Raw genomic sequence first — 21,637 nt, 5'->3', positions numbered from 1 at the left:
AAAACAGTTGATAAATTTGAATCGAGTAGCGCGTGAAATCAAGACTATAGGACTGTACGATTTGGTTTTGCAGGATGTGCAAAGAATTGCCGGAAAAAACAGAGTAGATGAAGCAAAAATTCTTCAAATATTAGAGAAAAATCCGGAAATTCTGCAAGACTATATGCAGACAAATGTCGAATATAATTTGAGCAATATCCATCTCAAAGATATCAATGTGCAAAATCTCAAAGATGAATGCAGACAGGAAGCACAGACTTTTAATGAAAATCTGGAAAAATTGCGTGCCTTGGAAAAATATACGCTTGATTTTGAACAGAGTGCTACGCTTGTCATCATTTTTTCCATTGAGTTTTTTGTTCTTTTTTCTGTACAGTATTTTATAGTGTTGCTAAATCTCAAAGAGTGGCAATGGTGGATATATTCACTCTTTGCATCTTCTGTTGCTTTTGCCTACTGGTATGGAAAAAAGCAGAGCAGACTGTATGCAAAAAACAAGCAGCGCTACGAAGTGCTTTATCTGCAGACATTACAACTCCTCGAAGCACTGGAAGAAAAAGAGTGTATCAAAAAAGAGGACTTATTGATTCATGAGTGTGAAGAACATGTCTAAAACAATCAGTGTTGATTATATCTGGAACAAAGAACTGGCACTGCAGACAAGCAAGCTTTTTTATGATTATGATATGCGTCATTCTGCCAAAAGATATATAGGCTGGTTTTTTGTCGCTTTGGTACAGTTTGGTATTGTCGGTGCTTTGAAACATGAGAGCTACGGTATTTTGTATCTTTCCACCTTTTTGATCTTTTACTGGTATTTTGGAAGATGGTTTTTGCGAAAAAGAATGCTGTTAAATTTTTACAAGAAAAATATGTCTCAAGATACAGAAGTGCATTTTATTATTGACACAAAAGGCTTGCATAAAGATAAAAAGCACATTCCCTGGGAAGAAATTACAAGGATAGTAAAACTTGAAAACGGGATTTTGGTGCAAAGCCTGCATGATACGCTTTTTTTTCAAAACTCTGCCTTTGGATCTGCGGATGAACTACAACAGTTTTTGGCACTGGCAAAAGAAAAAGGAAAACTGTAATGCACTATTTTTTTATTGGAGCCGTGAGCCTGTTTGTCATAGGATTGCTCATTGTCGGGGCAGTTATGGACAAAGAGGATATGAATGATTAAAAATTAAACAAAGAATTAGGAAAATGTCCATTTGCGTAGAGTATAATTTCATCACTTTATATATGGAGATACCTTACATGCAGACACCTTTAGAAAATTTTATAGAGTATAAAGCCGATACAGGGATGCAATGTGGGAATTACTCTATAGATATACCGCCGTTAAAAGAGGGGGAACAGTACCGTTTTCATTTTGACGCTGTTGCCTGTGTTGGGTGTCGATGTTGTGAAGTCGCTTGTAATGAACAAAACAACAATCCTGCGGATATAAAATGGCGTCGTGTCGGAGAGATGGAAGGCGGAGATTTTCCGGCTTTTACCCAAATGCTCAACTCTATGAGCTGTAACCACTGTATAGATCCTGAATGTCTCATAGGCTGTCCGACAGAGTCTTATATAAAGATAGCTGAAACAGGGATAGTCGTGCATGATGACGATACATGTATAGGGTGCCAATACTGTACATGGAACTGTCCATACGGTGTGCCTGTGTTTCATGAAGAGAGAAATATTGTTACAAAATGTCATATGTGCCACGAACGGCTTGATGTAGGTGAATCTCCTGCTTGTGTACAAGCCTGTCCTGCAGGGGCAATTGAAATTGAAGTTGTCAATGTCAAAGAGTGGCTGGAGCGTGACATTGATGAGCAGGCAAATATGCCGTTTTTACCAGATGCACGCATAACAAATTCTACAACGCGTTACACACTTCCAGAGAATCTTCCAGATGATATGAAAGAGATGGATGAACACATCTTAAAACCTGCACATAAGGAACTGCCTCTTGTTTTTATGACAGTGTTGACGCAAATTTCCCTCGGTGGTTTTTTGGCACTCTTTTTAGGTGATTTTATGAGTCTGTTCGGATTTGAGAGTACTAACTGGATTATGGCACTGCTTGTGATGCTTCCTGCGGCAATCGGTCTGCCCCTCTCGGCCTTGCATCTCGGACGCCCGTTTTTGGCGATGACAGCTATGAAAAATATAAAAACCTCGTGGCTCTCTCGTGAGGCTTTGGCTTTGGGCGTTTTTACAGGGCTTATGAGTGCTGTGGTGGCAACATACTTTTTCGATATTTCCAGTGTATTGCGTTTGTTGCTTGAAGCACTGACTTTAGCTGTGGGAATCTATGGAATTTATGCACAAAGTATGATTTACCGTATTCGTGCTCGTCCTTCCTGGAACAGGATTACAACAAATTTCAAGTTCTTCGGTGTGGCATATATCGGAATCTTTTTAGTTGCATTTATCAGCTCCGTATCAAGCGTGCATGAAGCGATTATTCCTTTGACGACCTTGGGTATGCTTGGTGCTTTGGCACAGCTTTTTTTCTCTTATGAAGATATTAGGAGTCTTGATGCAAAAGAGAATGAATACCAACTGCAACGGACAAAAAGACTTTTAAATGAAAATTTTCATAAGGTCAAAATGATTCGTTTTGCCACGTTGATACTCGGTGGTGTAGTGTTGCCGCTGTTTACTTTGGTCTTTGTAAGCGCATCGTTACATGTAACGGCTTCTGTAATGCTCTTTTTGGCAATCATTATTGCCTTTGTCAGTGAAATAAGTGATAGATTTTTATTTTATACCACGGTTGTTCCTCTTGGAATGGCAGGTGGATTTTTTGTAGGGAAACAACGATGATAAGTAGATTAAAAGATTTTTTAAGGTTTGATATAAAAGAAGAGAAATACAAACTTTCGCATGATGAAACATTCGGCATGATAGCTGATGCAAAAAAACCCGACAAATGGGTCTTTTCGACCTGTGGATACTGTGGTGTCGGCTGTGGACTCTACATCGGTGTCAAAGACGGCAAAGCTGTTTATACCAAAGGAAATCCAAAACATTTTGTCAATCAGGGAACACTCTGTCCAAAAGGTTTGAGTGAACATCAAATGCTGAACTCTCCCCATAGAATCCAGACACCTTTGATAAAACAAAACGGTGAGCTGAAACCTGTAACCTGGGATGAAGCCTTCACGAAAGTCAGCAGTGAATTTAAGAGAATTCAAAAAGAGCATGGACACAAAGCTGTTGCAGTCATTGGAACAGGGCAGTTTTTGACAGAAGAATTTTACACTTTGGGTAAATTTGTCCAGCTTGGTCTTCGCACAAATAATTATGACGGCAACACAACCTTGTGTATGGCATCTGCCGTTATGGGCTACAAACAGTCTCTTGGCAGTGACGGTCCGACAAGCTCGTATGAAGATTTTGCCCTTGCCGATACTATCTTTTTGGTCGGAGCCAACATTGCGGACAATCATCCGATACTGACTTTACATGTAAACAAAAATCCTAAGAAAAAAGTCATCGTTATAGACCCGAGAGCTTCTAAAACATCCCAGATGGCAGATGTTTATGTGCCTATAAAACCTCGTACGGATCTGGCGCTTTACAACGGTCTGGCTTACATAGTGATGGAGCAGGGCTGGGAAGACGAGGGGTATATCAAAGCAAATACAAACGGCTATAAAGAACTCAGAAAACATCTGCAGGATTATCCGCCCCAAGAGGTGGCAAACATTACAGGCATTGATGTCAAAACGCTTTATGAACTCGCACGGGAATTTGTTTCAAGCAAAAGTGTTATCACCGGTTGGACGATGGGCGTGAACCAGTCTTTTATGGGAACAGATACTGTCAGTGCAATTATCAATCTGCATCTTTTGACAGGGCATATCGGACGAGAGGGCACAGGACCTTTTAGCATTACGGGACAGTGTAATGCGATGGGAACACGCGAAACTGGGTTCACTTCATCTCTTCCGGGATACAGAAACTTTGGGGATGAAGAAGCTTTAATAGAGTATGCGAAAATTGTCAATGTCCCGGAGGAGATTATTCCGCGTGAACGCGGCTATAAATATGCCGAAATTATTGATGCCATTGACAGAGGCGAGATAAAAGCGCTTTGGATAACGGCGACCAATCCGCTGGTGAGTTTTGTCAATCAGGACAAACTGCGAAAAACACTGACAAAACTTGATTTGCTGGTTGTGCAGGATGCTTTTTTAGGCGATACGGCACAAATAGCAGATGTTGTTTTCGCTGCTGCGACCTGGGGTGAGAAAGAGGGTGTCTATACGAATTCCGAACGTCGCTGTAACAAGGCGAACAAAGCAGTAGAACCGATAGGTGAGGCAAAAAGCGATTTTGATATCATTCTTGAATTTTCAAAATATTTTGAGGGTGTGAATGAGATGCTTTTTCCAAACTGGAGCCAACCCCGCGATGCTTTTGAGGAGTGGAAAAAAGTCAGTAAAGGGCAGTTGTGTGACTACAGCGGTATGAGTTATGAGCTTATAGAAGAGTTGGGCGGGATTCAATGGCCGTGTAATGAACAGTTTCCAAAGGGGAGCAAAAGACTTTATACCAAAGATATTCCGTTTAGAACAGCAGATAAAAAAGCGAAACTTGTATGTGTGGAGTGGCATCCGATGGCAGAGCCTGTGAGCCCTGAGTTTCCTGTTATTTTAAACACAGGAAGAACAGTTGAACAGTGGCATACGAGAACAAAAACAAGAGATATTGCCATTCTTGACAATTTGGCTCCTGAAGCCTGGGTAGATATTTCTCCAAAAGATGCGGCTAAACTCAAAGTAAAAAGCGGTGACAGAATGAGTCTTTCATCTCCGAGAGGACGCGTTGATGATGTTATTGTACGGGTCACATCAAGTGTACGCGAAGGCACGGTATTTGTCCCGTTTCATTTCAACGAACAGCTTGTCAATACTTTGACAAATGAAAGTTTTTGTCCAAAATCAGGAGAACCGAATTTCAAACAAACGGCAATACAGCTTCACTCACAGGAGGTGCCTGAGGGTCTGACACTTGAAGAGGAACACTCAAGCGGAGCGATTGCACATCATAAGGTCGTTTATGAAGGGGTTGGCTATAAAGAAAAAGAGGTGCATTTGCAACAATAGAAGTTATGTTATAATTATTTACGGGTCCTTTCAAATCCCATTAAGTTAAACAGTTTTTTTCTTAACTTAATGGCATTGCCTCCCCAAAACTTCAAAAATGGCGGTCATAATTATGCAGGAATGTGAACTGTATCAATACACTCTTTTTGCAGGAAGTATACTTTTGCTTGCAAGTCTGTTTTTTAATATCAAATACAGGAAAAAGATAAAAAAACGCTTGGAAGATGAAAACAGACTCATAAAAAATGCCTACTATCATCCTGTCACCTCTCTCCCGAATAAAGAAAATGTTAAAATAGTAATTTCTGAACAGATACAAAGAGCTTTGCGACATAATAAATCTTTTTTGGTTATGGTAATAAAAATAAAAAATTTTTATGAAGTTCAGCTGCATTCAAAAGTGCTGGCAGAGGAATTTATGCTTGAAGCAAGTAACAGACTGCTGCAAAGTACACGGAGTGAGGATATAATCGGACATATCAGTGATGACTCTTTTATGATTGTATTTAATGAATATTTACAAGAAGAAAATTACAAGAGAGTGTGTCAAAGAGTAGAGGAGTCATTTGCATAGGCTCCCGAGCTCAATACAAAATATACTGTAGATTTTAAGATTTCCATAGGTACATCTGTGTATCCGGATCAGGCTGCAAGCCCGGATGCCTTAATGGAAAAAGCGAGAAAGGCTGCAATTGACATAGGTAAATCCCACGAAAAATAAAATAAATCTTAATCAATAGATTCAAAAGAACTGGAAGAAATATTGCTTAGACTCCTAAAACAAGGAGTTTACCATCAAATTAACACGCACAAAAGCCTTACTTGAATCGCTAAAAAGTATCCCAGACTATAGAGTAGATACAGGGAAGATAGAATATCCATTGCACGAAGTTCTTTTCATGACACTTTTTGCACTTATCAAAGGAAATACAACTTTTAAGGATATATTTTCATGGATGATATATAACAAAGACAATGCAATACTCAAAGAGATTTTTGATAAAGAAGAGATAACGATTCCTTCCAAATCAACATATCATCGTTTATTGATAAACACAGATAATAATGCTTTGGAAAAAGTATTTAGAGAGTTCTTTTTTCCATTCATTGCACAAGAAAATATTGCTATTGACGGGAAGTGGCTGAGAGGTAGCGACGTGAATGGTCAATACACACAGGAAAGACATAAAGCAATACTAAATATCTTGGATAAAGATATAAAAATAGTGTTTGCTCACAAGTTTTTAGATAAAAATAAGAGTAGCGAAATTACTGCACTCAAAGAGGTTTTAAACGATAATATTTTTAGCAATGAAGGACAGATATTTTCCTTTGATGCACTGCTTACTCAATCAGAGATTCTCAACACTATTGATGAGCAAGGTAACAGATATATAGCAAAACTCAAAGATAACCAGAAACACCTCAAAGAGAAAGCTATAAAGACCATAGAAGAGTTTAATCAGCCTACAGATAGAGTTGATGATGAAGATAGCTATTTAACTGAAAACAACAAAAGAGTCTCTCGAAAAGTAGAAGTTTTTCAAAATAAAAGTGCTGATTTAGTTATGTATCATGAGAACTTTCAAAATATTCAATCACTCATTAAAGTGACGAAAACATTAACAAATGCACAGACTGGTGAAGTTACAATTTCAACTCAATATTTAATGGCTAACTTTAAAACAACTGCAAAAGAGTTTCTTCAAAAGATACTGCAACATTGGAGAGTGGAAACATATCACTATCACTTAGATATGCTTACTGAAGAAGATGACCATATAGCATATAAAGAGCCTTTCTCTATAGCTATTCTTAGAAGTTTTACTGTTAATCTTTATCAGTTGTTTTTAAATGAGAACAAAGATAAAAAGGTACTCCTAACCGGTAAAACTACAATGGCAGATATTAAAAGAAATGCTCTTTATCGTGATGATTTTAGTGTTCAATTGATTGAATCAAACTATATTGATTAAGATTTGTTTTATTTTTTGTGGGATTTACCTAGCAATTGACAGAGATTAAAATAGTTCAAAGCAAAACAAAAGCCATTTTTAAGTATAATTCACAGATTTTATAAAAAGGTATATGCATGGCAAACAAACGTGTTTTAGTTAAATTTTCGGGTGAAGCTCTTGCTGGAGAAGCAGGTCATGGAATCGATACAAAGATTTTAAAGTATATTGCCCAGGAGATTAAAACTCTTGTTGATGCAGGTATAGAAGTCGGTATAGTCATTGGAGGTGGAAATATCATTCGTGGTGTGACTGCCGCCCAGGACGGAATTATCAAGCGTACATCCGGAGATTATATGGGCATGCTGGCAACTGTTATAAACGGTGTAGCAATGCAAGAGGCCTGTGAGCATGCCGGAATGCAGGTACGTATGCAAACCGCTATAAAAATGGAACAGATTGCTGAACCGTATATTAATCGTAAAGCGACACGCCATCTTGAAAAAGGACGTGTTGTTATTTTTGCAGCAGGGACGGGAAATCCGTTTTTTACTACAGATACGGCGGCAACACTCCGAGCTGTAGAAATCGGTGCGGAAGTCATTATTAAAGCGACTAAAGTTGATGGAGTGTATGACAAAGACCCTGCCAAGTATCCTGATGCGGTGAAATTGCCCGAACTGACATATGACCAGGCATTGCAGGATCATATAAAGGTTATGGATGACACCTCAATCGCACTGGCAAAAGACAACAGTCTGCCTATTATTGTCTGCGATATGTCCAAGCAAGGTAACTTACTGGATATTTTAAACGGAAATATGAGTAACTGCTCAATAGTAAAATAAACTAAAGGAAAAACAGAGAATGAAAGTTGAAGAATTAACAGCGAAAGTTTTAGATGAAAATCCAAGTATGGATAGATATCAACTGGCAATTGCAGTTGCAAAAAGATGTGATGAACTGGAAAACGGTGCTCCAAGCAAATTAAATGTCAATACAAGCAGTATCAAGTCAACTGATTTGGCACTTATGGAAATAGCTGAAGGACTTATCAGAGTCAAAGGCTTTAGCGACAAAGAGAAATAAGTTTTTGTCTTTGAGTCAAATGGATATAGAACAGGTTAAACACATCAATGATGTTGAATCTGCAATTGCTTATCTTTTTTCTCAAATACCTCAAAGTGAACCACTTGAAAAAGCATTGGACTTTTCTATAAAAGCACATGAAGGGCAGTATAGAAAAAGTGGGGAAGCTTACATAATCCATCCTGTTTTAGTAGCCTCCATTGTTGTTTCTATAACAAATGATGAGTCGATGGCTATTGCCGCTTTATTGCATGATGTTGTTGAAGACACCCCTGTGACTATTGAACAGATAGAAGATTTGTTTGGCAAGGATGTTGCCCATTTGGTGGAGGGACTTACAAAAATAGATACGATTAGAGACCATGAACTCATTCCCTCCAATTCTGATGAAAAGCTTGTCGTATCGGCACTCTCTTTTAGAAAAATGCTTATTGCCAGTATTCATGATGTACGGGTTCTTGTTGTCAAACTGTGTGACAGACTGCACAATATGCTCACCCTTGATGCCTTGCCCCCTCACAAGCAAAAACGAATTGCCGAAGAGACATTGGTTGTGTATGCCCCTATTGCACACAGGTTGGGGATTTCATTTTTGAAAAATATACTTGAAGACTTGAGTTTCGGCTATTTGTTCCCCAAGGAAAAGCAGGAAATAGAAAATTATCTTCAGACAAACTATCATGCTATTGAGATGAAACTTGATGCAATCAAAGAATCAATTATGAAGATTCTTGTGAAAAATGGCTTTTGTGAAGATGATTTTGAGATTTTGTCAAGAATAAAACATAAATATTCTATTTATCTGAAGATGCAGAGAAAAGGTGTGAGTATTGATGAGGTGCTGGATCTTTTGGCTGTGCGGATTCTTACCAAAGACCCTGTAAAGTGTTATACGATTCTGGGGCTTATTCATCTTAATTTTCGTCCGCTTGCTTCACGTTTTAAAGATTATATTGCTGTTGCAAAGGACAATGGATACCAGACCATTCATACAACTGTTTTTCATGATGCCGCAATTTTTGAAGTACAGATTCGAACCTACGATATGCATAAAACTGCTGAACTTGGAGTTGCCGCACACTGGAAATATAAAAGCGGCGGCAACAACATCAAGCTGGACTGGTTAGACAGCCTGCAGTACCAAAATGAATCTGTAGAAGATTTTTATGCACTCATTAAAAATGATTTGTATTCTGAAGATATTTCGGTTTTCTCTCCGTCGGGTGATGCTTTTACTCTTCCCCGCGGAGCAGTGGCACTTGATTTTGCTTACGCTGTACACTCAGAAGTCGGAAATAAAGCTGTGAGCGCTTTAATCAATAAAACAAAAGCCTCTTTAATGAGCGAACTCAATAATGGTGATATTGTAAAAATAATTACCGGAGATGAAATTATTACAAGATGTTCCTGGATTGATGCGGTTAAAACATCAAAAGCCAAAACAAATATGAAATTAAACTGCAATGCAAGAATACGCGATCTTAATGCAAAAGTGGCCGTGAGTATTGTTGCAACTGCAATGAAGCTGAATTTCGCGAGAGTGCAGGAATGGTTTTTGAAACATCAGTGTGACAGTGTGACCTCTATTCCTAACGACATAGAACATTTTAAGAATGTTATTCATAAATATATAGTAGATATCAGTAAAAACAACAGATTTAAAAAGTTTATTTCCCGACACAGATTCAAACTCAAAGGGTATGAAGTTGCAGGCATTGAGATATTTTCTACAACAAACATTACCGATATAGTATTTGATTATTGCTGTCATCCCAAACACGGGGATGAAATTATGGGATTTTTGGATAAAACAAAGGTGCATGTCCATCATAAACTGTGTAACAATGCTACAAAAATGCTCGATGCCCATGAGCCGATGGTATTTGTCCGCTGGAAGCAGGAAAAAATTTACCGATACAAACTGATTGCCTCTTTGCACAATGAAAAAGGTGCTTTGGCTGAGTTTTTGAGTTTTCTGGTTAAACTGGATGTGGATATCAATGCAATTGAACTGGGCAAAGAGAGCGCTGATTATATTAAGTACTGTGAGCTTGTTTTTGAGGCAAAAGAAGCTGATATTAATTCACTTCGTGCTAAAATAGAGTCTAAAATAAAAGTTGTCAATTTGGTGAGAACCGATGATGCTTATAAAAATTAAATAAATATAGAGAGAAAAAATGATAGATGAAGCTTTAAGAGAGATAAACAGAGGTTGTGCAGAGATTATTGACAACGAAAGAATAGAAAAACTTTTAAAAGCTTATTTTCAAGAGGGAAAGACATATACGGTAAAAGCCGGTTTTGACCCGACGGCACCGGATTTGCACCTTGGACATACTGTTCTTTTGCAAAAACTTGCAACATTTCAAAAATACGGTGCAAGAGTGCAGTTTCTTATAGGAAGTTTTACGGCAACAATTGGTGATCCGACAGGGAAAAATGCCACACGAAAAGTATTGTCAAAAGAAGATATAATCAAAAATATTGAGAGTTATACGACACAGGCTTTTAAAATTTTAGATGAGAGTAAAACAGACATAGTATATAATGATGACTGGCTGGGAAAAATGAGTGCAGCTGATTTAATAGCGCTTGCCTCAAATTTAACAGTGGCGCGTATGCTTGAGCGTGATGATTTTTCAAAAAGATTTAAAACAAATGTCGCAATTGCAACGAGTGAATTTATGTATCCGCTGCTGCAGGGTTATGACAGTGTTTACCTGAAATCTGACATAGAAATAGGCGGAACCGATCAAAAGTTTAATCTTTTGATGGGACGACAACTGCAAAAAGTATACAATATTAAGAAACAACAGGCCATTTTAATGATGCCTATTCTCGAAGGTCTTGACGGTGTCCAGAAAATGAGTAAGTCTCTGGGAAATTATATTGGTGTTTCAGATGAACCAAATGATATGTTTGGTAAAGTTTTAAGTATATCCGATGAGTTAATGTGGAGGTATTTTGAGCTTTTGAGCGACAAAAGTCTTGATGAGATTGCAGCGCTAGAGAGGGCAGTAAAAGAAGGAAAATTACATCCGAAAAAAGTAAAAGAAGACTTGGCATTGGAAATCACAGCGCGTTTTCATGATAAAGAAGCAGCACAAAATGCAAAAGAAGAGTTTGACAGAATCCATTCAAAAAGCCAAATTCCAAATGATATTTCAGAGTTTAGCTGTGAGGGACCGATTTGGATTGCAAAAGCTTTGGTTGATTGCAAAATGGAACCCTCAACATCCCAGGCCAGAAGAGACATCAAGCAGGGTGGTGTTAAAATAGACCAGAAAAAAGTATCTGATGAAAAGCTGGAATTGTCATCAGGAGAATACCTGTTACAGGTTGGAAAAAGAAAATTTGCAAAGTTAAAGGTAAAGTAAAATGAATTTCAAGTCTTTAAAAATTGGTAAATATGAGATAGAAAAGCCAATAGTACAAGGTGGTATGGGTGTTGGAATCAGTTGGGATCAGTTAGCTGGTACTGTTTCAAAAGAAGGCGGACTTGGAGTTATCAGTTCTGTTGGAACAGGATACTACAAAGATAAAGAGTTTGCAAAAAAACTGGTAGCAGACAGGCCTTTGAGCGAAGCAAACTTTTACTCAAAAGATGGCTTTACAGAGATAATAAAAAATGCCAGAAAAATCTGTGGCGACAAGCCTTTGGCCGCAAATGTTTTGTATGCTATCAATGACTACGGACGTGTTGTTCGTGATGCCTGTGAAGCCGGTATTAATATTGTAATCACAGGGGCAGGACTGCCGACAAATATGCCGGAGTTCACTGAAGGGTATCCTGATGTAGCGTTAGTGCCTATTGTATCGTCTGCAAAAGCTTTGAAAATTATTTGTAAAAGATGGCAAAAGCGCTATAACCGTCTTCCTGATGCCGTTATTCTCGAAGGTCCAAAAAGCGGTGGGCATCAGGGTTTTACCTATGAGCAATGTTCAATGCCACAATATCAATTGGAAAACCTTGTAAAACCTGTTGTAGAAGAAGCAGCGCAATGGGGTGGCATGCCGGTAATTGCTGCAGGTGGTGTTTGGGACAAAAACGACATAGAAGCGATGATGGAACTCGGTGCGAGCGGTGTGCAGATGGGAACTCGTTTTATCGGTACCTATGAGTGTGATGCGCATGCAAACTTTAAAAAAGTACTTCTTGATGCAAAAGAGGGTGATATAAAACTTATGGGTTCTCCTGTGGGATATCCTGCACAGGGAGTTGTGACAAATCTCACACGCATGGTAGAAAAAAGAGAAGGTCCTGCAATTAAGTGTATTTCAAACTGTGTTGCACCATGTAACCGGGGAGAAGAGGCTAAAGTTGTCGGTTTTTGTATTGCAGACAGATTAAGTGATGCTTATGAGGGAAACCTGGAAACAGGACTCTTTTTCTCTGGAACCAATGGCTATAAATTAAATGAAATTATTACAGTAAAAGAACTTATTGACAAGCTTATGCACGGTGAATAATACTGTATGATAAAAGTTTTTGCTCTCATACTTTTTTTTATTACTGCTTTATATGCTGTCAATGATCAGGAGATTTTAAAAAGGGCAGATTCTTTTTTAAAATCTTCGAGTAAAAGCAATCAGTTTCGTGCATATAATGATTATAAAAACCTCTACTTAAGAGCATTGTTGCACGGAGACAACAAACTTAAACACTCCGCTCTAAAAGGGATAATCTCCAGTGGACATAGATTACATATTGATGTAAAAAGATATGAACAGGAGTATAAACACCTCTCACACATTTCCAAAAAAAATTACAAAGCAAAAAAAAACATTCAAGTTACATCTTCACATAAATTAAAATCAGTTCGCTTTTATAATAAAAGACTGGTGTTACAGTTTGATAAAAATCTTCAAAAGAAACAGGTGAACTATTTTACGCTGAGTGATAAAAAAAAGAGCATCTATAAATATGTTTTTGATATACATGCTTCCATGCTGAAGAAGTCAAATACTCTCAAGCAAGAGGGGGTTGATAAAATTAAACTGGCACAGTACAATCCAAATACATTGCGGCTGGTTATTCAAAACAAAACGCCTTTAAAAATCCGTTTTTTTAAAAAAGGCAAAGTGCTTTCTATAAAAATCATCAACAAATCAGCAAAAACAAAGAAAAAATCACCCAAAAGACTCGACAGAAATAAAGTTATAGTCATAGATGCAGGGCACGGCGGAAAAGACCCTGGAGCCATAGGATACAGAAAATACAGAGAAAAAATTGTGGTCTTGAGTATAGCCAGAGAGCTAAAGCGTATACTTCGCGCAAGAGGTTTTACAGTGTACATGACGCGTGACAGTGACCGCTTTATAAAATTAAGAAACAGAACAAAATATGCAAACAGAAAAAATGCAGATATTTTTATCAGTATCCATGCCAATGCAGTTGGACGCAAAGATGCCAAAAGAGTTTCTGGACTGGAATGCTATTTTCTCTCAAAATCCCGCTCAAGCAGGGCAAAAAAAGTAGCAGAAATGGAAAATTCGGCAGATTTGGATGAGATGGATTATTACGGAAAGCAAAGCTTTTTAAACACCATAAATTCACACAACATTGTTGCATCAAATAAGCTGGCAATTGATCTGCAAAGAGGGGCGTTAGCAACACTCAAAAGCAGATACAAGAATGTGAAAGATGCAGGGGTCAGAGAAGGGCCGTTTTGGGTACTGGTAGGGGCCCAAATGCCTTCTGTCCTGGTTGAAGTCGGATTTATAACGCATCCGACAGAAGCCAGACGGCTTGTAAGCAGAAGTTACCAAAAAACAATGGCACAGGGACTTGCCAATGGAGTGGAGCGCTATTTTATAAATTCTCAAAAAAGATAAGGGAGGGGAGTGTTCAAAATTCTTTATTAGCCTGATATAATAAGAATATAAAAGGTTGATAAAGAATTTTGAACACTCCCTTTTGAACACTCCCATAATAAATGGGAGAACTTGTCTCACTATTTCAAGTACCCATATCCAATCAGAAAAATTATGTACACAACGAATATTATTGAATCTGTACATAGACAGTTTCGTAAACTTACAAAAACGAAAGGAGCTTTTCCGAGTCAAGATTCTTTACTGAAGCTACTTTATATGGGCATTCAAAATGCACAGGAAAAATGGACTCAGCCAGTGCATAACTGGAGTCAAACTATTTCGCAATTAGCTATCTTTTTCGAGGGGAGGCTGGATGAGTATTTAGAGTTGTAGTTAGGTGTTACAAATGGTAGCTGACACAGAATTTTTTACGCTCTCATTATTTCTTCTTAATATTTTATCAATTTCATTAAGTTTACAAATTAATTCTTTTGATAATTTATTGATAATTGTTTTATACTTACTTTCGCCAAATAACTCAAAGTTTCCCATTCTATTTTTGTATGAAGGAAATTTTATTTCTTCAATTATTTTATACACAGAAGTATCGTCAAAGTCTTTAAAATCTAGGAGAACATCATTATTGTCTATTAGCAATTCTCGTATTTGAGTATGATTGAAATTTTTATTATCATTAGATTTAATTTCTATATACAGCCAACCAACTTCAGAAGAATTCGCATAAGCAACAATCAGATAAATATTTCGACCATCACAATTTTGTTTAAAAGCAATACCGAATAATTTATTTGTTGATCCATATCGCAGGCTTTTAATTTGTTTAATACTCTCTTCTGTATCATAAGGTTCACCATCACTCTTATACCAGACACTTTTATCTTTTTCTTTCAAAAATATATCATCACCATCTTCCCATTGAGAACCAATGTTTTTCTCAACCTTTGCATACAAATCACACCAGAAATTATATTCCTTCTCTGCCCAAGCTCTTTCATATACATCAAATAAGTTAAAAGCTGATTCAATATTTTCTTTACTATTTAAAATTTTGACCATTTCAATTTCCTTTTTTAGATTCTGATTTGTTAATTTTTCCAACAAATTTTTGTAAATCAATAACGATTCTCTTAAATTAATCTTATCATATACCTCTTTGATGCAAAGTATAATCCAATCATATATTTCAGTTTTAAAGGACATAATTATTATTTGATCGTGACTTACTTCTCCTTTACTTTGTTCATCTGGTAAATGACCATCAAGTGTTAAATAGATTAGATAAACTTTTTTATTTTTATTTGTTAAATAAGTGTAATAATCCTGAATCTGTTTATCTTGATCTTTTGCATAAATTTTTGCTTCAATTCCAATAATTAATTTTTCATTTTCAATAACAATATCAATTCTTCTCCCATTGTCAGTTTGGTATTCAGAATAGACTTTTGTATTTTCATAATTTGTTTTTAATTTGAGCTTATTAAAAAAAAGTTTTAAAAAAGTATCTCCTTGATTATGTGAACCCTTTTTGCATAATAATTCAGCAATCAGTCTTGTATGGAAAGTCTCTATATGCCCTATATGTCCAGCTTCAAAAATATTGAAATTCTCACCTGTAATTTTATTTATCTCATAGTATTTTTTCTGAATTACTTTGATTTGTTCTAATAAATTTTTTTCTTTCATACGTAGAGTCTTTGCTGTATACTTATATCTAAAAAATGTTTTTTGTCTTTTCCCATCTTTGTATTCCTTATTGTTTTTATATATTGATAGTGAACTATGACATTCGGGTTAATTAATTGGTTTTATTTTTGGATAGGTACTTAGCATCATCAATATTCCAAATTTTAGTACTATTGTCAAAGTTACTTTTTATACCCTCAATCCAACAGATACAAGGACCATCTTCTTCTTTGCAATAAAATTAATCTTTGTAGCTTCTTTGTACACATCCGATGCTAAGGCTGTCAACTTGTTATTTAAAATTAAATTTCTGGAATATAGGATGAAAATGATTGATTCATTATGAACTTTAATAAATATTATTAACAGCCATATGCTTAAGCTTGTTTTTTTCAAATCCGGTAAACAAAATAGTGACTTTTACATAATTTTTACTAATTGACCTATCGGTTGTTGTTCCCCAGGCGATATCAGCTTCATTGTTAGTATTTTTATGTATGATATCCATTGCTTCTGCAATATTTATAATAGGTAAATCTGGATGAAGTTCAAAATGTATCAATATACCTGACACTTGATTCATGAAATTATAATCCAATGATGAATCTACTATTGCTTTTTTCAGGGCTTCGACTGCTGAATTTTCACCATCATGTTCTCCAACACCACTAAATCCCATTCCTCCATGACGCATAATGATTTTCACATCATCAAAATCAAGATTTATATCATTATCACCACTTGGGATAACAACCCCAAGCATTCTTTTTATAGCTTTTTTTATTTTATCATTAAACTCTGTAGCATCAATATATGGGTATAAAGTCTTTTTATCTATTGTTTCATTTATTTCTCTTAGTTCAAATTTTTCCATTTAGGTTCTCCGTCTATTTTTTATAAGATAGTTTAAACTTCTTAAGTGACAGCTTTATGTCTGCTTTAGTATTGATAGAATACTATTTTATAAATTCTCAAAAAAGATAAAGCAGCCTTGAGGCTTAGTCCTCTTTTTTATATTCCAAATCACCGGCAACCGCTTCTTTGTCGTTGATGACTTTTTCAATCTGCTGTTTGACTTTGTCATAACGAAACTGCTCTTTAAAGCCCATGATTCTTCCTCCGGCAGCATTTGGGTGTCCTCCGCCGTTTGCCCACTCTTTGGATATCTGTGCAACACTTACCTTGTCGCTTGCGCGCAGGCTCATTGTTCCTCTGTAGCTGACATCCACAATAAAATCATATTCAGGGTAGGCTGTTAAAAATCCGTTGCCGACTATGGAGGTGTTTCCTATACCATAACTCAGGTAGCCTCTGTATCCCTTGTAATAGATTGTTTTTTCACTTCTGGCTTTGCCCATAAGCTCAACAACATATCGTGTGGCAAGATTATCGAGTGTATCATCTTTGTCGCGTCTGAAAAAATTCTTTTTTAAAGAGTGGATTTTTTCATCAAGTAAGATAGGGGCATCAGGTTCATGAATGAATTTTGCCGCTTTATGCAACAGTGTGAGTTTGTAGTTTGAGTCTTCATCAGGAAACATTATTCGGTTGAGTTCTTTTGTTTCTGTTACAAGACGCATACAGACTTTCCCGTATTCAAAATTATCATGTTCTTCCTGTTTCCATAAATCTACCGCATTGACCACATCAACATACTTCTCCATCCATGCAGGTTCGTTGAGTTCAAAGTGTTCTTTTGCGTAGTCATAGGTGATTTTTGTAGCGCAGCGACTGGTATCAAGATAGTACCATTCATGCTTTTTTGCACTCTCTTCCCCGCTTCCGTGGTGATCAAGAAGTTGTAACTTGACATCAAAGGCACCGTCATTCATTTTTTTTACCTCATGGCTGAGCCAACGGGATTCATCCGCTGTAAGATTCAGGTCCGTGATGAGTATGTAAGCTTTTTCTTTTGCTTTTCTGATGTTTTCCAGCATAAGATCGAGCTTTTGTTTCACTTCTGCCCCGTAATTGGAGTTGTAGTTAAATCTTTTGTACGGTGTGTACTGCATGACCAGCTGGCAGCTGTAGCCATCCAAATCAATGTGTGAAAGATGATGAATAGTTCTGTTTTTCATTTGTACCCTTTTAGTTATTTGTTTCTTGTGTTTGAATTGAAATAGAGCCCATCACTTCAAATGTAGCACTCGAGTCAATTTCTGCATGAGAGAGTGTTACAACATCAAGAGAAAATCTCTCAAATATTTCTGCAACACTGCGACGGATTTGTGGATCGACGATAATAATAACAGGGGAAATCCCTTTTTGCAGTAAGTCTGCAGCCTTTGTGCTTGTTGCCTGAATCAGAGCATTTATTTCTCCTACATTGAGCATGAGATTTCTCACACCGTCTTGTTCTTGTGATTTTTGCAGTAACAACTGCTCTGTCTGTGTATCAAATGTCAAAAGGCGTATCACCCCATCATCCCCTGCATACATTTGGGTAATGACGCGAGAAAGTCTGGCTCTGACCTGTTCTGTTATAAGGTCAACATTTTTTGTATATTCGGCAATATCTGCAATTGTCTCCAAAATAGTAAGCATATCTTTAAGCGGAATTTTTTCATGCAACAGTGCTTTGAGAACTCTTTGAATAAGACCGATGGAAGCCACTTTTAAAACATCATCAATGATTACAGGATAATCATCTTTTATTTTATCAATAAGTGACTGCACTTCTTGACGGGTTAAAAGCTCTTCTGCATTACGCTTGATGAGTTCACTCATATGTGTGGAGATTACTGTAGCAGGATCAACAACGGTATATCCGTTAATAATTGCATCTTCTTTTTGTTCTGGTGCTATCCACAGAGCATCGAGTCCAAAAGCAGGTTCTTTTGTCGGTTCTCCCTGAATCTCTCCTGTAGCCATACCGCTGTCCATCGCAAGAAATTTATCAGGCATGATTTCCCCCTCACCAATGGCAATACCTTTAAGCAGTACCTGATATTGGTTAGGTTTGAGATGTAAGTTGTCACGTATTCTGACCTGCGGCATTAAAAATCCATAGTCATTTGCTATTTTTCTTCGCATAGAACGAATACGTTCAAGCAAATCACCACCCTGAGAACTGTCGGCCAGTTTTATAAGTTGATATCCCAAAGTCAGTTCAAGCATTTCTACTTTGAGTATGTCATCAAGCGCATTTTCCTCTTCTTTGGCAATCTCTTCGTTCGTTTTTTTCGGTTTGATTCTCTCTTTCTCTTTTTCTACCTCTTCTTTTGTCTTGACACCAAGGAGATTTTCAACATCCAAAATGGAAAGTTCTCCTTTTTCATATTTGTAGATAGACCACCCAAGCAGGGCGAAGATTATCCCGACAAACCCCATAGAGGCAGTTGGCAGGCCAGGAACAAGAGCAAATAAGAGCATGATGAAGCCGACTATCATCATAATCTTTGCATTGCCTATCATCTGTGAGATAGTGCCTTCGGCAAAATTGTCACCGTCACTTGAGGAACGGGTAATGATAATACCGGTTGCCGTTGAGGTAATGAGTGCCGGAATCTGGCTGACAAGACCGTCACCGATTGTAAGAAGTGTAAAGGTAGAAGCGCTGTCTGTAACGCTCATATCGTACTGGAAAACACCGATGAGAAAACCGCCGATGATATTTATAAGAGTAATAATTATACCTGCAACGGCATCCCCTTTGACAAATTTTGAAGAACCATCCATTGCCCCGTAAAAATTGGCATCCTGAAGAATTTCCGCACGGCGTTGTTTGGCTTCGGCATCGTCTATAAGTCCTGCATTTAAATCTGCATCAACAGCCATCTGCTTTCCGGGCATAGAGTCAAGTACAAAACGTGCTGCAACTTCTGCAACCCTTGTGGAACCTTTTGTGATGACCATAAAGTTTATAAGAACCAAAATGGAAAAAACGATAATCCCAATGACATAATTTCCTCCGACAACAAAATCACCAAAACTTGTAATAACATCACTGACCTGTTCGGGTCCTTCATACCCATGACTTAAAATCATTCTTGTTGTAGCAATATTTAGTGAAAGTCTAAAAAGGGTAAGAATAAGTATGAGTGTTGGAAAGTTGTCAAATCTGTCGGTTTTGGCACATATAATGAAATAAGCAAAATTAAAACAGATAAAGCTATAGAAATCGTCAACAAAACATCTAAAACGGAAGAAGGCAGAGGCACGATAATAATCGCCAAAATAGCCATTACAAAAAAGACAACACCAAGATCACGTTTGCCTAGTAAAAAGTTAAGGGAAGTTCCGATTTTTTGTTTTGTTGTCAATTTTCTTGCCAAGTGTCAGTGTCTCACCAAATTTAGTCGTCGAGTAAGTCTGCCAAAGTCAAGTTTGCCAAAAACAAATCTATTTTCCCCTGGAGTCTGTGTAAAAAAGGCCATATTGTACATGTACTGGCTTTTTCGGAAGGACAGTCTCCCAAAGAGGGAGCACACTCAAAAACAGTAGGTGCTTTGCCTTCTACACAGGACGCGACACTAAGCATATTGATATCTTTGGGATCTTTGTTCAGAGCAAAACCACCATTGACACCTTTGTATGAGTTTAAAATCTGTGCTTTTGCCATGGACTGAAGAATTTTTGCCAAAAAACTTTTGGAGATAGAGAGCTCTTTGGAAAGAGTATCACTGTCCATTGGCGCTTCTGCTTTGCAAAGTAGTATAAGTGATAAGATGGCATATTCGCTGGCACGGGTTATAAGCATGTATTTACTTTCATTATTTAAACTTTTAAAATGATATTATATCCAAAATTATTGCCGAAATAAACAAAAATAAAATTTAAAGAAAAGTTTTGCTATAATCACGCTTCAATTCTTCTGCATTGTGCATTTGAGTTAGATTATTATACCTATCAGGAGGCTATTATGGCTTTAGATTCGGCTAAAAAACAAGAAATAGTTGCGAAATACGGTCGCAGTGAAAATGACACTGGTTCAAGTGAAGTTCAAATTGCACTTTTAACTGAAAGAATTAAAGAGTTAACAGAACACTTAAAAGTTTTCAAAAAAGATCATGCATCTCGTTTGGGATTACTGAAATTAGTTGGTCAGCGTCGTCGTTTGATGAAATATTTCAAAAGAAAAGACAAAGACGCCTATATGAAACTCATCGAAGATTTAGGTATTCGTGACAATATCTAAGTTTTAAACTTTTTCTTTAAAGTCCCTTTTTTTTTGGGACTTTCTCTTTACATGTAATCCGCTTTTATAAAAAAATCTCAATCGCTCTTTTTAAATCATCCTCTGTATCAATTCCAAAACCTGTACTTGCCACTTTGACCATAGCTATATTTTTTCCATGGTATATTGCACGAAGCTGCTCTAGTTTTTCAATGTCTTCAATGGGAGCATCAGGGAGTGAACAAAACTCTTTCAAGCTTTTTTTAGAAAAGCCGTAAATACCGATATGTCCGAAATAGACAGCTTCTCCGCTTTGATTGTATGGTATTTTAGCACGGGAAAAATAGACGGCATTGCTGTTTGCATCGAGCACAACTTTAACGAGATTGGAATCCTCTGCCGCTTGTGCATTTATAGCGTTATAACAGCTTCCCATAATAAACTCTTTTTTTTCTTTTTGCAGTTCTTTGAGTTTTTTTATAAGTGCTTCAACAACATCAGGCTCTATAAAAGGTTCATCTGCCTGGACATTGATAACAAGTTCCTCATCCGGCAAATTTAAAATAGTGGCACATTCGTGAATTCTGTCTGTACCGCTTTTGTGTGTTGTGGATGTCAGCATGGCTTTGATTCCATGCTCTTTACATGTAGTAATGATGCGTTCATCATCGCAGGCGACAACTACATCATCCAAATGTGATACTCTTTGTGCCGTTCTTACAACCATAGGCACGCCTCCTATGTCTGCTAAAACCTTTTGCGGAAACCGTGTGGATGCCAATCTTGCCGGAATAATAATCATATTAATCTGCCCTTATGATATAATTGCAATATTATAA

18 protein-coding genes and 2 pseudogenes are annotated in these 21,637 nt (G+C 37.1%); 14 read left to right on the top strand and 6 right to left on the bottom strand.

Annotated features, from left to right (window positions below; translation table 11 throughout):
- The first annotated feature begins 7 nt into the window (after nucleotides 1-7).
- The 13 genes and pseudogenes from FJR45_RS08930 to FJR45_RS08870 form a co-directional block, all read left to right on the top strand.
- Nucleotides 8-613: a hypothetical protein gene (locus FJR45_RS08930; protein WP_193150219.1), complete on the top strand. Its 606-nt coding sequence runs from the start codon at nucleotides 8-10 to the stop codon at nucleotides 611-613.
- The gene (locus FJR45_RS08925; RefSeq protein ID WP_193150218.1) at nucleotides 591-1,094 is read left to right on the top strand and encodes a hypothetical protein; all 504 of its coding nucleotides are present in this window, start codon (nucleotides 591-593) and stop codon (nucleotides 1,092-1,094) included. The genes FJR45_RS08930 and FJR45_RS08925 overlap by 23 nt, the downstream gene beginning before the upstream one ends.
- A 169-nt stretch (nucleotides 1,095-1,263) precedes the next feature.
- Nucleotides 1,264-2,829, top strand: coding sequence for a DmsC/YnfH family molybdoenzyme membrane anchor subunit (locus tag FJR45_RS08920; protein WP_193150217.1), 1,566 nt, complete (start codon nucleotides 1,264-1,266; stop codon nucleotides 2,827-2,829).
- Nucleotides 2,826-5,117 carry a molybdopterin oxidoreductase family protein gene (locus tag FJR45_RS08915; RefSeq protein ID WP_193150216.1) on the top strand — a complete coding sequence of 764 codons (2,292 nt, stop codon included), beginning with the start codon at nucleotides 2,826-2,828 and terminating at the stop codon, nucleotides 5,115-5,117. The genes FJR45_RS08920 and FJR45_RS08915 overlap by 4 nt, the downstream gene beginning before the upstream one ends.
- Nucleotides 5,118-5,214: 97 nt before the next feature.
- Complete coding sequence (locus FJR45_RS08910) at nucleotides 5,215-5,691, top strand: GGDEF domain-containing protein (RefSeq protein ID WP_193150215.1); 477 nt, start codon at nucleotides 5,215-5,217, stop codon at nucleotides 5,689-5,691.
- A gap of 220 nt (nucleotides 5,692-5,911) precedes the next feature.
- Nucleotides 5,912-7,093, top strand: coding sequence for an ISAs1 family transposase (locus FJR45_RS08905; protein WP_226966519.1), 1,182 nt, complete (start codon nucleotides 5,912-5,914; stop codon nucleotides 7,091-7,093).
- A 116-nt stretch (nucleotides 7,094-7,209) separates the two neighbouring features.
- Nucleotides 7,210-7,920, top strand: a complete 711-nt coding sequence (pyrH, locus tag FJR45_RS08900; RefSeq protein ID WP_151899887.1) for a UMP kinase — start codon at nucleotides 7,210-7,212, stop codon at nucleotides 7,918-7,920.
- Nucleotides 7,921-7,939: 19 nt separating this feature from the next.
- Nucleotides 7,940-8,161 carry a DNA-directed RNA polymerase subunit omega gene (locus FJR45_RS08895; protein ID WP_151899888.1) on the top strand — a complete coding sequence of 74 codons (222 nt, stop codon included), beginning with the start codon at nucleotides 7,940-7,942 and terminating at the stop codon, nucleotides 8,159-8,161.
- A 19-nt stretch (nucleotides 8,162-8,180) separates the two neighbouring features.
- Nucleotides 8,181-10,319 carry a RelA/SpoT family protein gene (locus FJR45_RS08890; protein ID WP_430739312.1) on the top strand — a complete coding sequence of 713 codons (2,139 nt, stop codon included), beginning with the start codon at nucleotides 8,181-8,183 and terminating at the stop codon, nucleotides 10,317-10,319.
- A gap of 19 nt (nucleotides 10,320-10,338) precedes the next feature.
- Nucleotides 10,339-11,538 (top strand): tyrosine--tRNA ligase, encoded by a 1,200-nt coding sequence (tyrS, locus tag FJR45_RS08885; protein WP_193150213.1) that lies wholly within the window; start codon nucleotides 10,339-10,341, stop codon nucleotides 11,536-11,538.
- 1 nt (nucleotide 11,539) lies between these two features.
- Complete coding sequence (locus FJR45_RS08880; protein ID WP_193150212.1) at nucleotides 11,540-12,631, top strand: nitronate monooxygenase; 1,092 nt, start codon at nucleotides 11,540-11,542, stop codon at nucleotides 12,629-12,631.
- A 6-nt stretch (nucleotides 12,632-12,637) separates the two neighbouring features.
- The gene (locus tag FJR45_RS08875) at nucleotides 12,638-13,996 is read left to right on the top strand and encodes an N-acetylmuramoyl-L-alanine amidase family protein (protein ID WP_193150211.1); all 1,359 of its coding nucleotides are present in this window, start codon (nucleotides 12,638-12,640) and stop codon (nucleotides 13,994-13,996) included.
- A 96-nt stretch (nucleotides 13,997-14,092) separates the two neighbouring features.
- Nucleotides 14,093-14,371 (top strand): annotated as a pseudogene (locus tag FJR45_RS08870) (transposase); the annotation flags it as partial.
- Here FJR45_RS08870 and FJR45_RS08865 read toward each other — a convergent pair.
- The 5 genes and pseudogenes from FJR45_RS08865 to FJR45_RS08845 form a co-directional block, all read right to left on the bottom strand.
- Complete coding sequence (locus tag FJR45_RS08865; protein WP_193150210.1) at nucleotides 14,372-15,682, bottom strand: PDDEXK-like family protein; 1,311 nt, start codon at nucleotides 15,680-15,682, stop codon at nucleotides 14,372-14,374.
- 349 nt (nucleotides 15,683-16,031) lie between these two features.
- Nucleotides 16,032-16,556 carry an FtsZ/tubulin family protein gene (locus tag FJR45_RS08860; protein ID WP_193150209.1) on the bottom strand — a complete coding sequence of 175 codons (525 nt, stop codon included), beginning with the start codon at nucleotides 16,554-16,556 and terminating at the stop codon, nucleotides 16,032-16,034.
- Between the two features lie 124 nt (nucleotides 16,557-16,680).
- The gene (locus tag FJR45_RS08855; RefSeq protein ID WP_193150208.1) at nucleotides 16,681-17,760 is read right to left on the bottom strand and encodes a DHH family phosphoesterase; all 1,080 of its coding nucleotides are present in this window, start codon (nucleotides 17,758-17,760) and stop codon (nucleotides 16,681-16,683) included.
- Nucleotides 17,761-17,770: 10 nt separating this feature from the next.
- A pseudogene (gene flhA / locus FJR45_RS08850) lies at nucleotides 17,771-19,866 on the bottom strand (flagellar biosynthesis protein FlhA).
- Nucleotides 19,867-19,976: 110 nt separating this feature from the next.
- The gene (locus tag FJR45_RS08845) at nucleotides 19,977-20,381 is read right to left on the bottom strand and encodes an RrF2 family transcriptional regulator (protein ID WP_193150207.1); all 405 of its coding nucleotides are present in this window, start codon (nucleotides 20,379-20,381) and stop codon (nucleotides 19,977-19,979) included.
- Between the two features lie 162 nt (nucleotides 20,382-20,543).
- Between FJR45_RS08845 and rpsO the strand changes: the two genes are divergently transcribed.
- The gene (gene rpsO, locus FJR45_RS08840) at nucleotides 20,544-20,819 is read left to right on the top strand and encodes a 30S ribosomal protein S15 (RefSeq protein ID WP_151899895.1); all 276 of its coding nucleotides are present in this window, start codon (nucleotides 20,544-20,546) and stop codon (nucleotides 20,817-20,819) included.
- Nucleotides 20,820-20,883: 64 nt separating this feature from the next.
- On the opposite strand, the gene kdsB is transcribed toward rpsO, so the two are convergent.
- Complete coding sequence (gene kdsB, locus FJR45_RS08835) at nucleotides 20,884-21,600, bottom strand: 3-deoxy-manno-octulosonate cytidylyltransferase (protein ID WP_193150206.1); 717 nt, start codon at nucleotides 21,598-21,600, stop codon at nucleotides 20,884-20,886.
- Nucleotides 21,601-21,637 lie beyond the last annotated feature (37 nt).

This window comes from Sulfurimonas sediminis (assembly GCF_014905115.1).
Lineage (GTDB): Bacteria > Campylobacterota > Campylobacteria > Campylobacterales > Sulfurimonadaceae > Sulfurimonas > Sulfurimonas sediminis.
Note: the sequence above shows the minus strand (reverse complement) of the source record. Positions and strands in the feature narration are given on the sequence as shown.

What these genes read in the sequence shown, in the direction of transcription:
- FJR45_RS08925 (WP_193150218.1), top strand. Translation starts at nt 591, where the DNA reads ATGAGTGTGAAGAACATGTCTAAAACAATCAGTGTTGATTATATCTGG.
- FJR45_RS08920 (WP_193150217.1), top strand. Translation starts at nt 1,264, where the DNA reads ATGCAGACACCTTTAGAAAATTTTATAGAGTATAAAGCCGATACAGGG.
- FJR45_RS08915 (WP_193150216.1), top strand. Translation starts at nt 2,826, where the DNA reads ATGATAAGTAGATTAAAAGATTTTTTAAGGTTTGATATAAAAGAAGAG.
- FJR45_RS08910 (WP_193150215.1), top strand. Translation starts at nt 5,215, where the DNA reads ATGGCGGTCATAATTATGCAGGAATGTGAACTGTATCAATACACTCTT.
- pyrH (WP_151899887.1), top strand. Translation starts at nt 7,210, where the DNA reads ATGGCAAACAAACGTGTTTTAGTTAAATTTTCGGGTGAAGCTCTTGCT.
- FJR45_RS08895 (WP_151899888.1), top strand. Translation starts at nt 7,940, where the DNA reads ATGAAAGTTGAAGAATTAACAGCGAAAGTTTTAGATGAAAATCCAAGT.
- FJR45_RS08890 (WP_430739312.1), top strand. Translation starts at nt 8,181, where the DNA reads ATGGATATAGAACAGGTTAAACACATCAATGATGTTGAATCTGCAATT.
- tyrS (WP_193150213.1), top strand. Translation starts at nt 10,339, where the DNA reads ATGATAGATGAAGCTTTAAGAGAGATAAACAGAGGTTGTGCAGAGATT.
- FJR45_RS08880 (WP_193150212.1), top strand. Translation starts at nt 11,540, where the DNA reads ATGAATTTCAAGTCTTTAAAAATTGGTAAATATGAGATAGAAAAGCCA.
- FJR45_RS08875 (WP_193150211.1), top strand. Translation starts at nt 12,638, where the DNA reads ATGATAAAAGTTTTTGCTCTCATACTTTTTTTTATTACTGCTTTATAT.
- FJR45_RS08865 (WP_193150210.1), bottom strand. Translation starts at nt 15,682, where the DNA reads ATGAAAGAAAAAAATTTATTAGAACAAATCAAAGTAATTCAGAAAAAA.
- FJR45_RS08860 (WP_193150209.1), bottom strand. Translation starts at nt 16,556, where the DNA reads ATGGAAAAATTTGAACTAAGAGAAATAAATGAAACAATAGATAAAAAG.
- FJR45_RS08855 (WP_193150208.1), bottom strand. Translation starts at nt 17,760, where the DNA reads ATGAAAAACAGAACTATTCATCATCTTTCACACATTGATTTGGATGGC.
- FJR45_RS08845 (WP_193150207.1), bottom strand. Translation starts at nt 20,381, where the DNA reads ATGCTTATAACCCGTGCCAGCGAATATGCCATCTTATCACTTATACTA.
- rpsO (WP_151899895.1), top strand. Translation starts at nt 20,544, where the DNA reads ATGGCTTTAGATTCGGCTAAAAAACAAGAAATAGTTGCGAAATACGGT.
- kdsB (WP_193150206.1), bottom strand. Translation starts at nt 21,600, where the DNA reads ATGATTATTATTCCGGCAAGATTGGCATCCACACGGTTTCCGCAAAAG.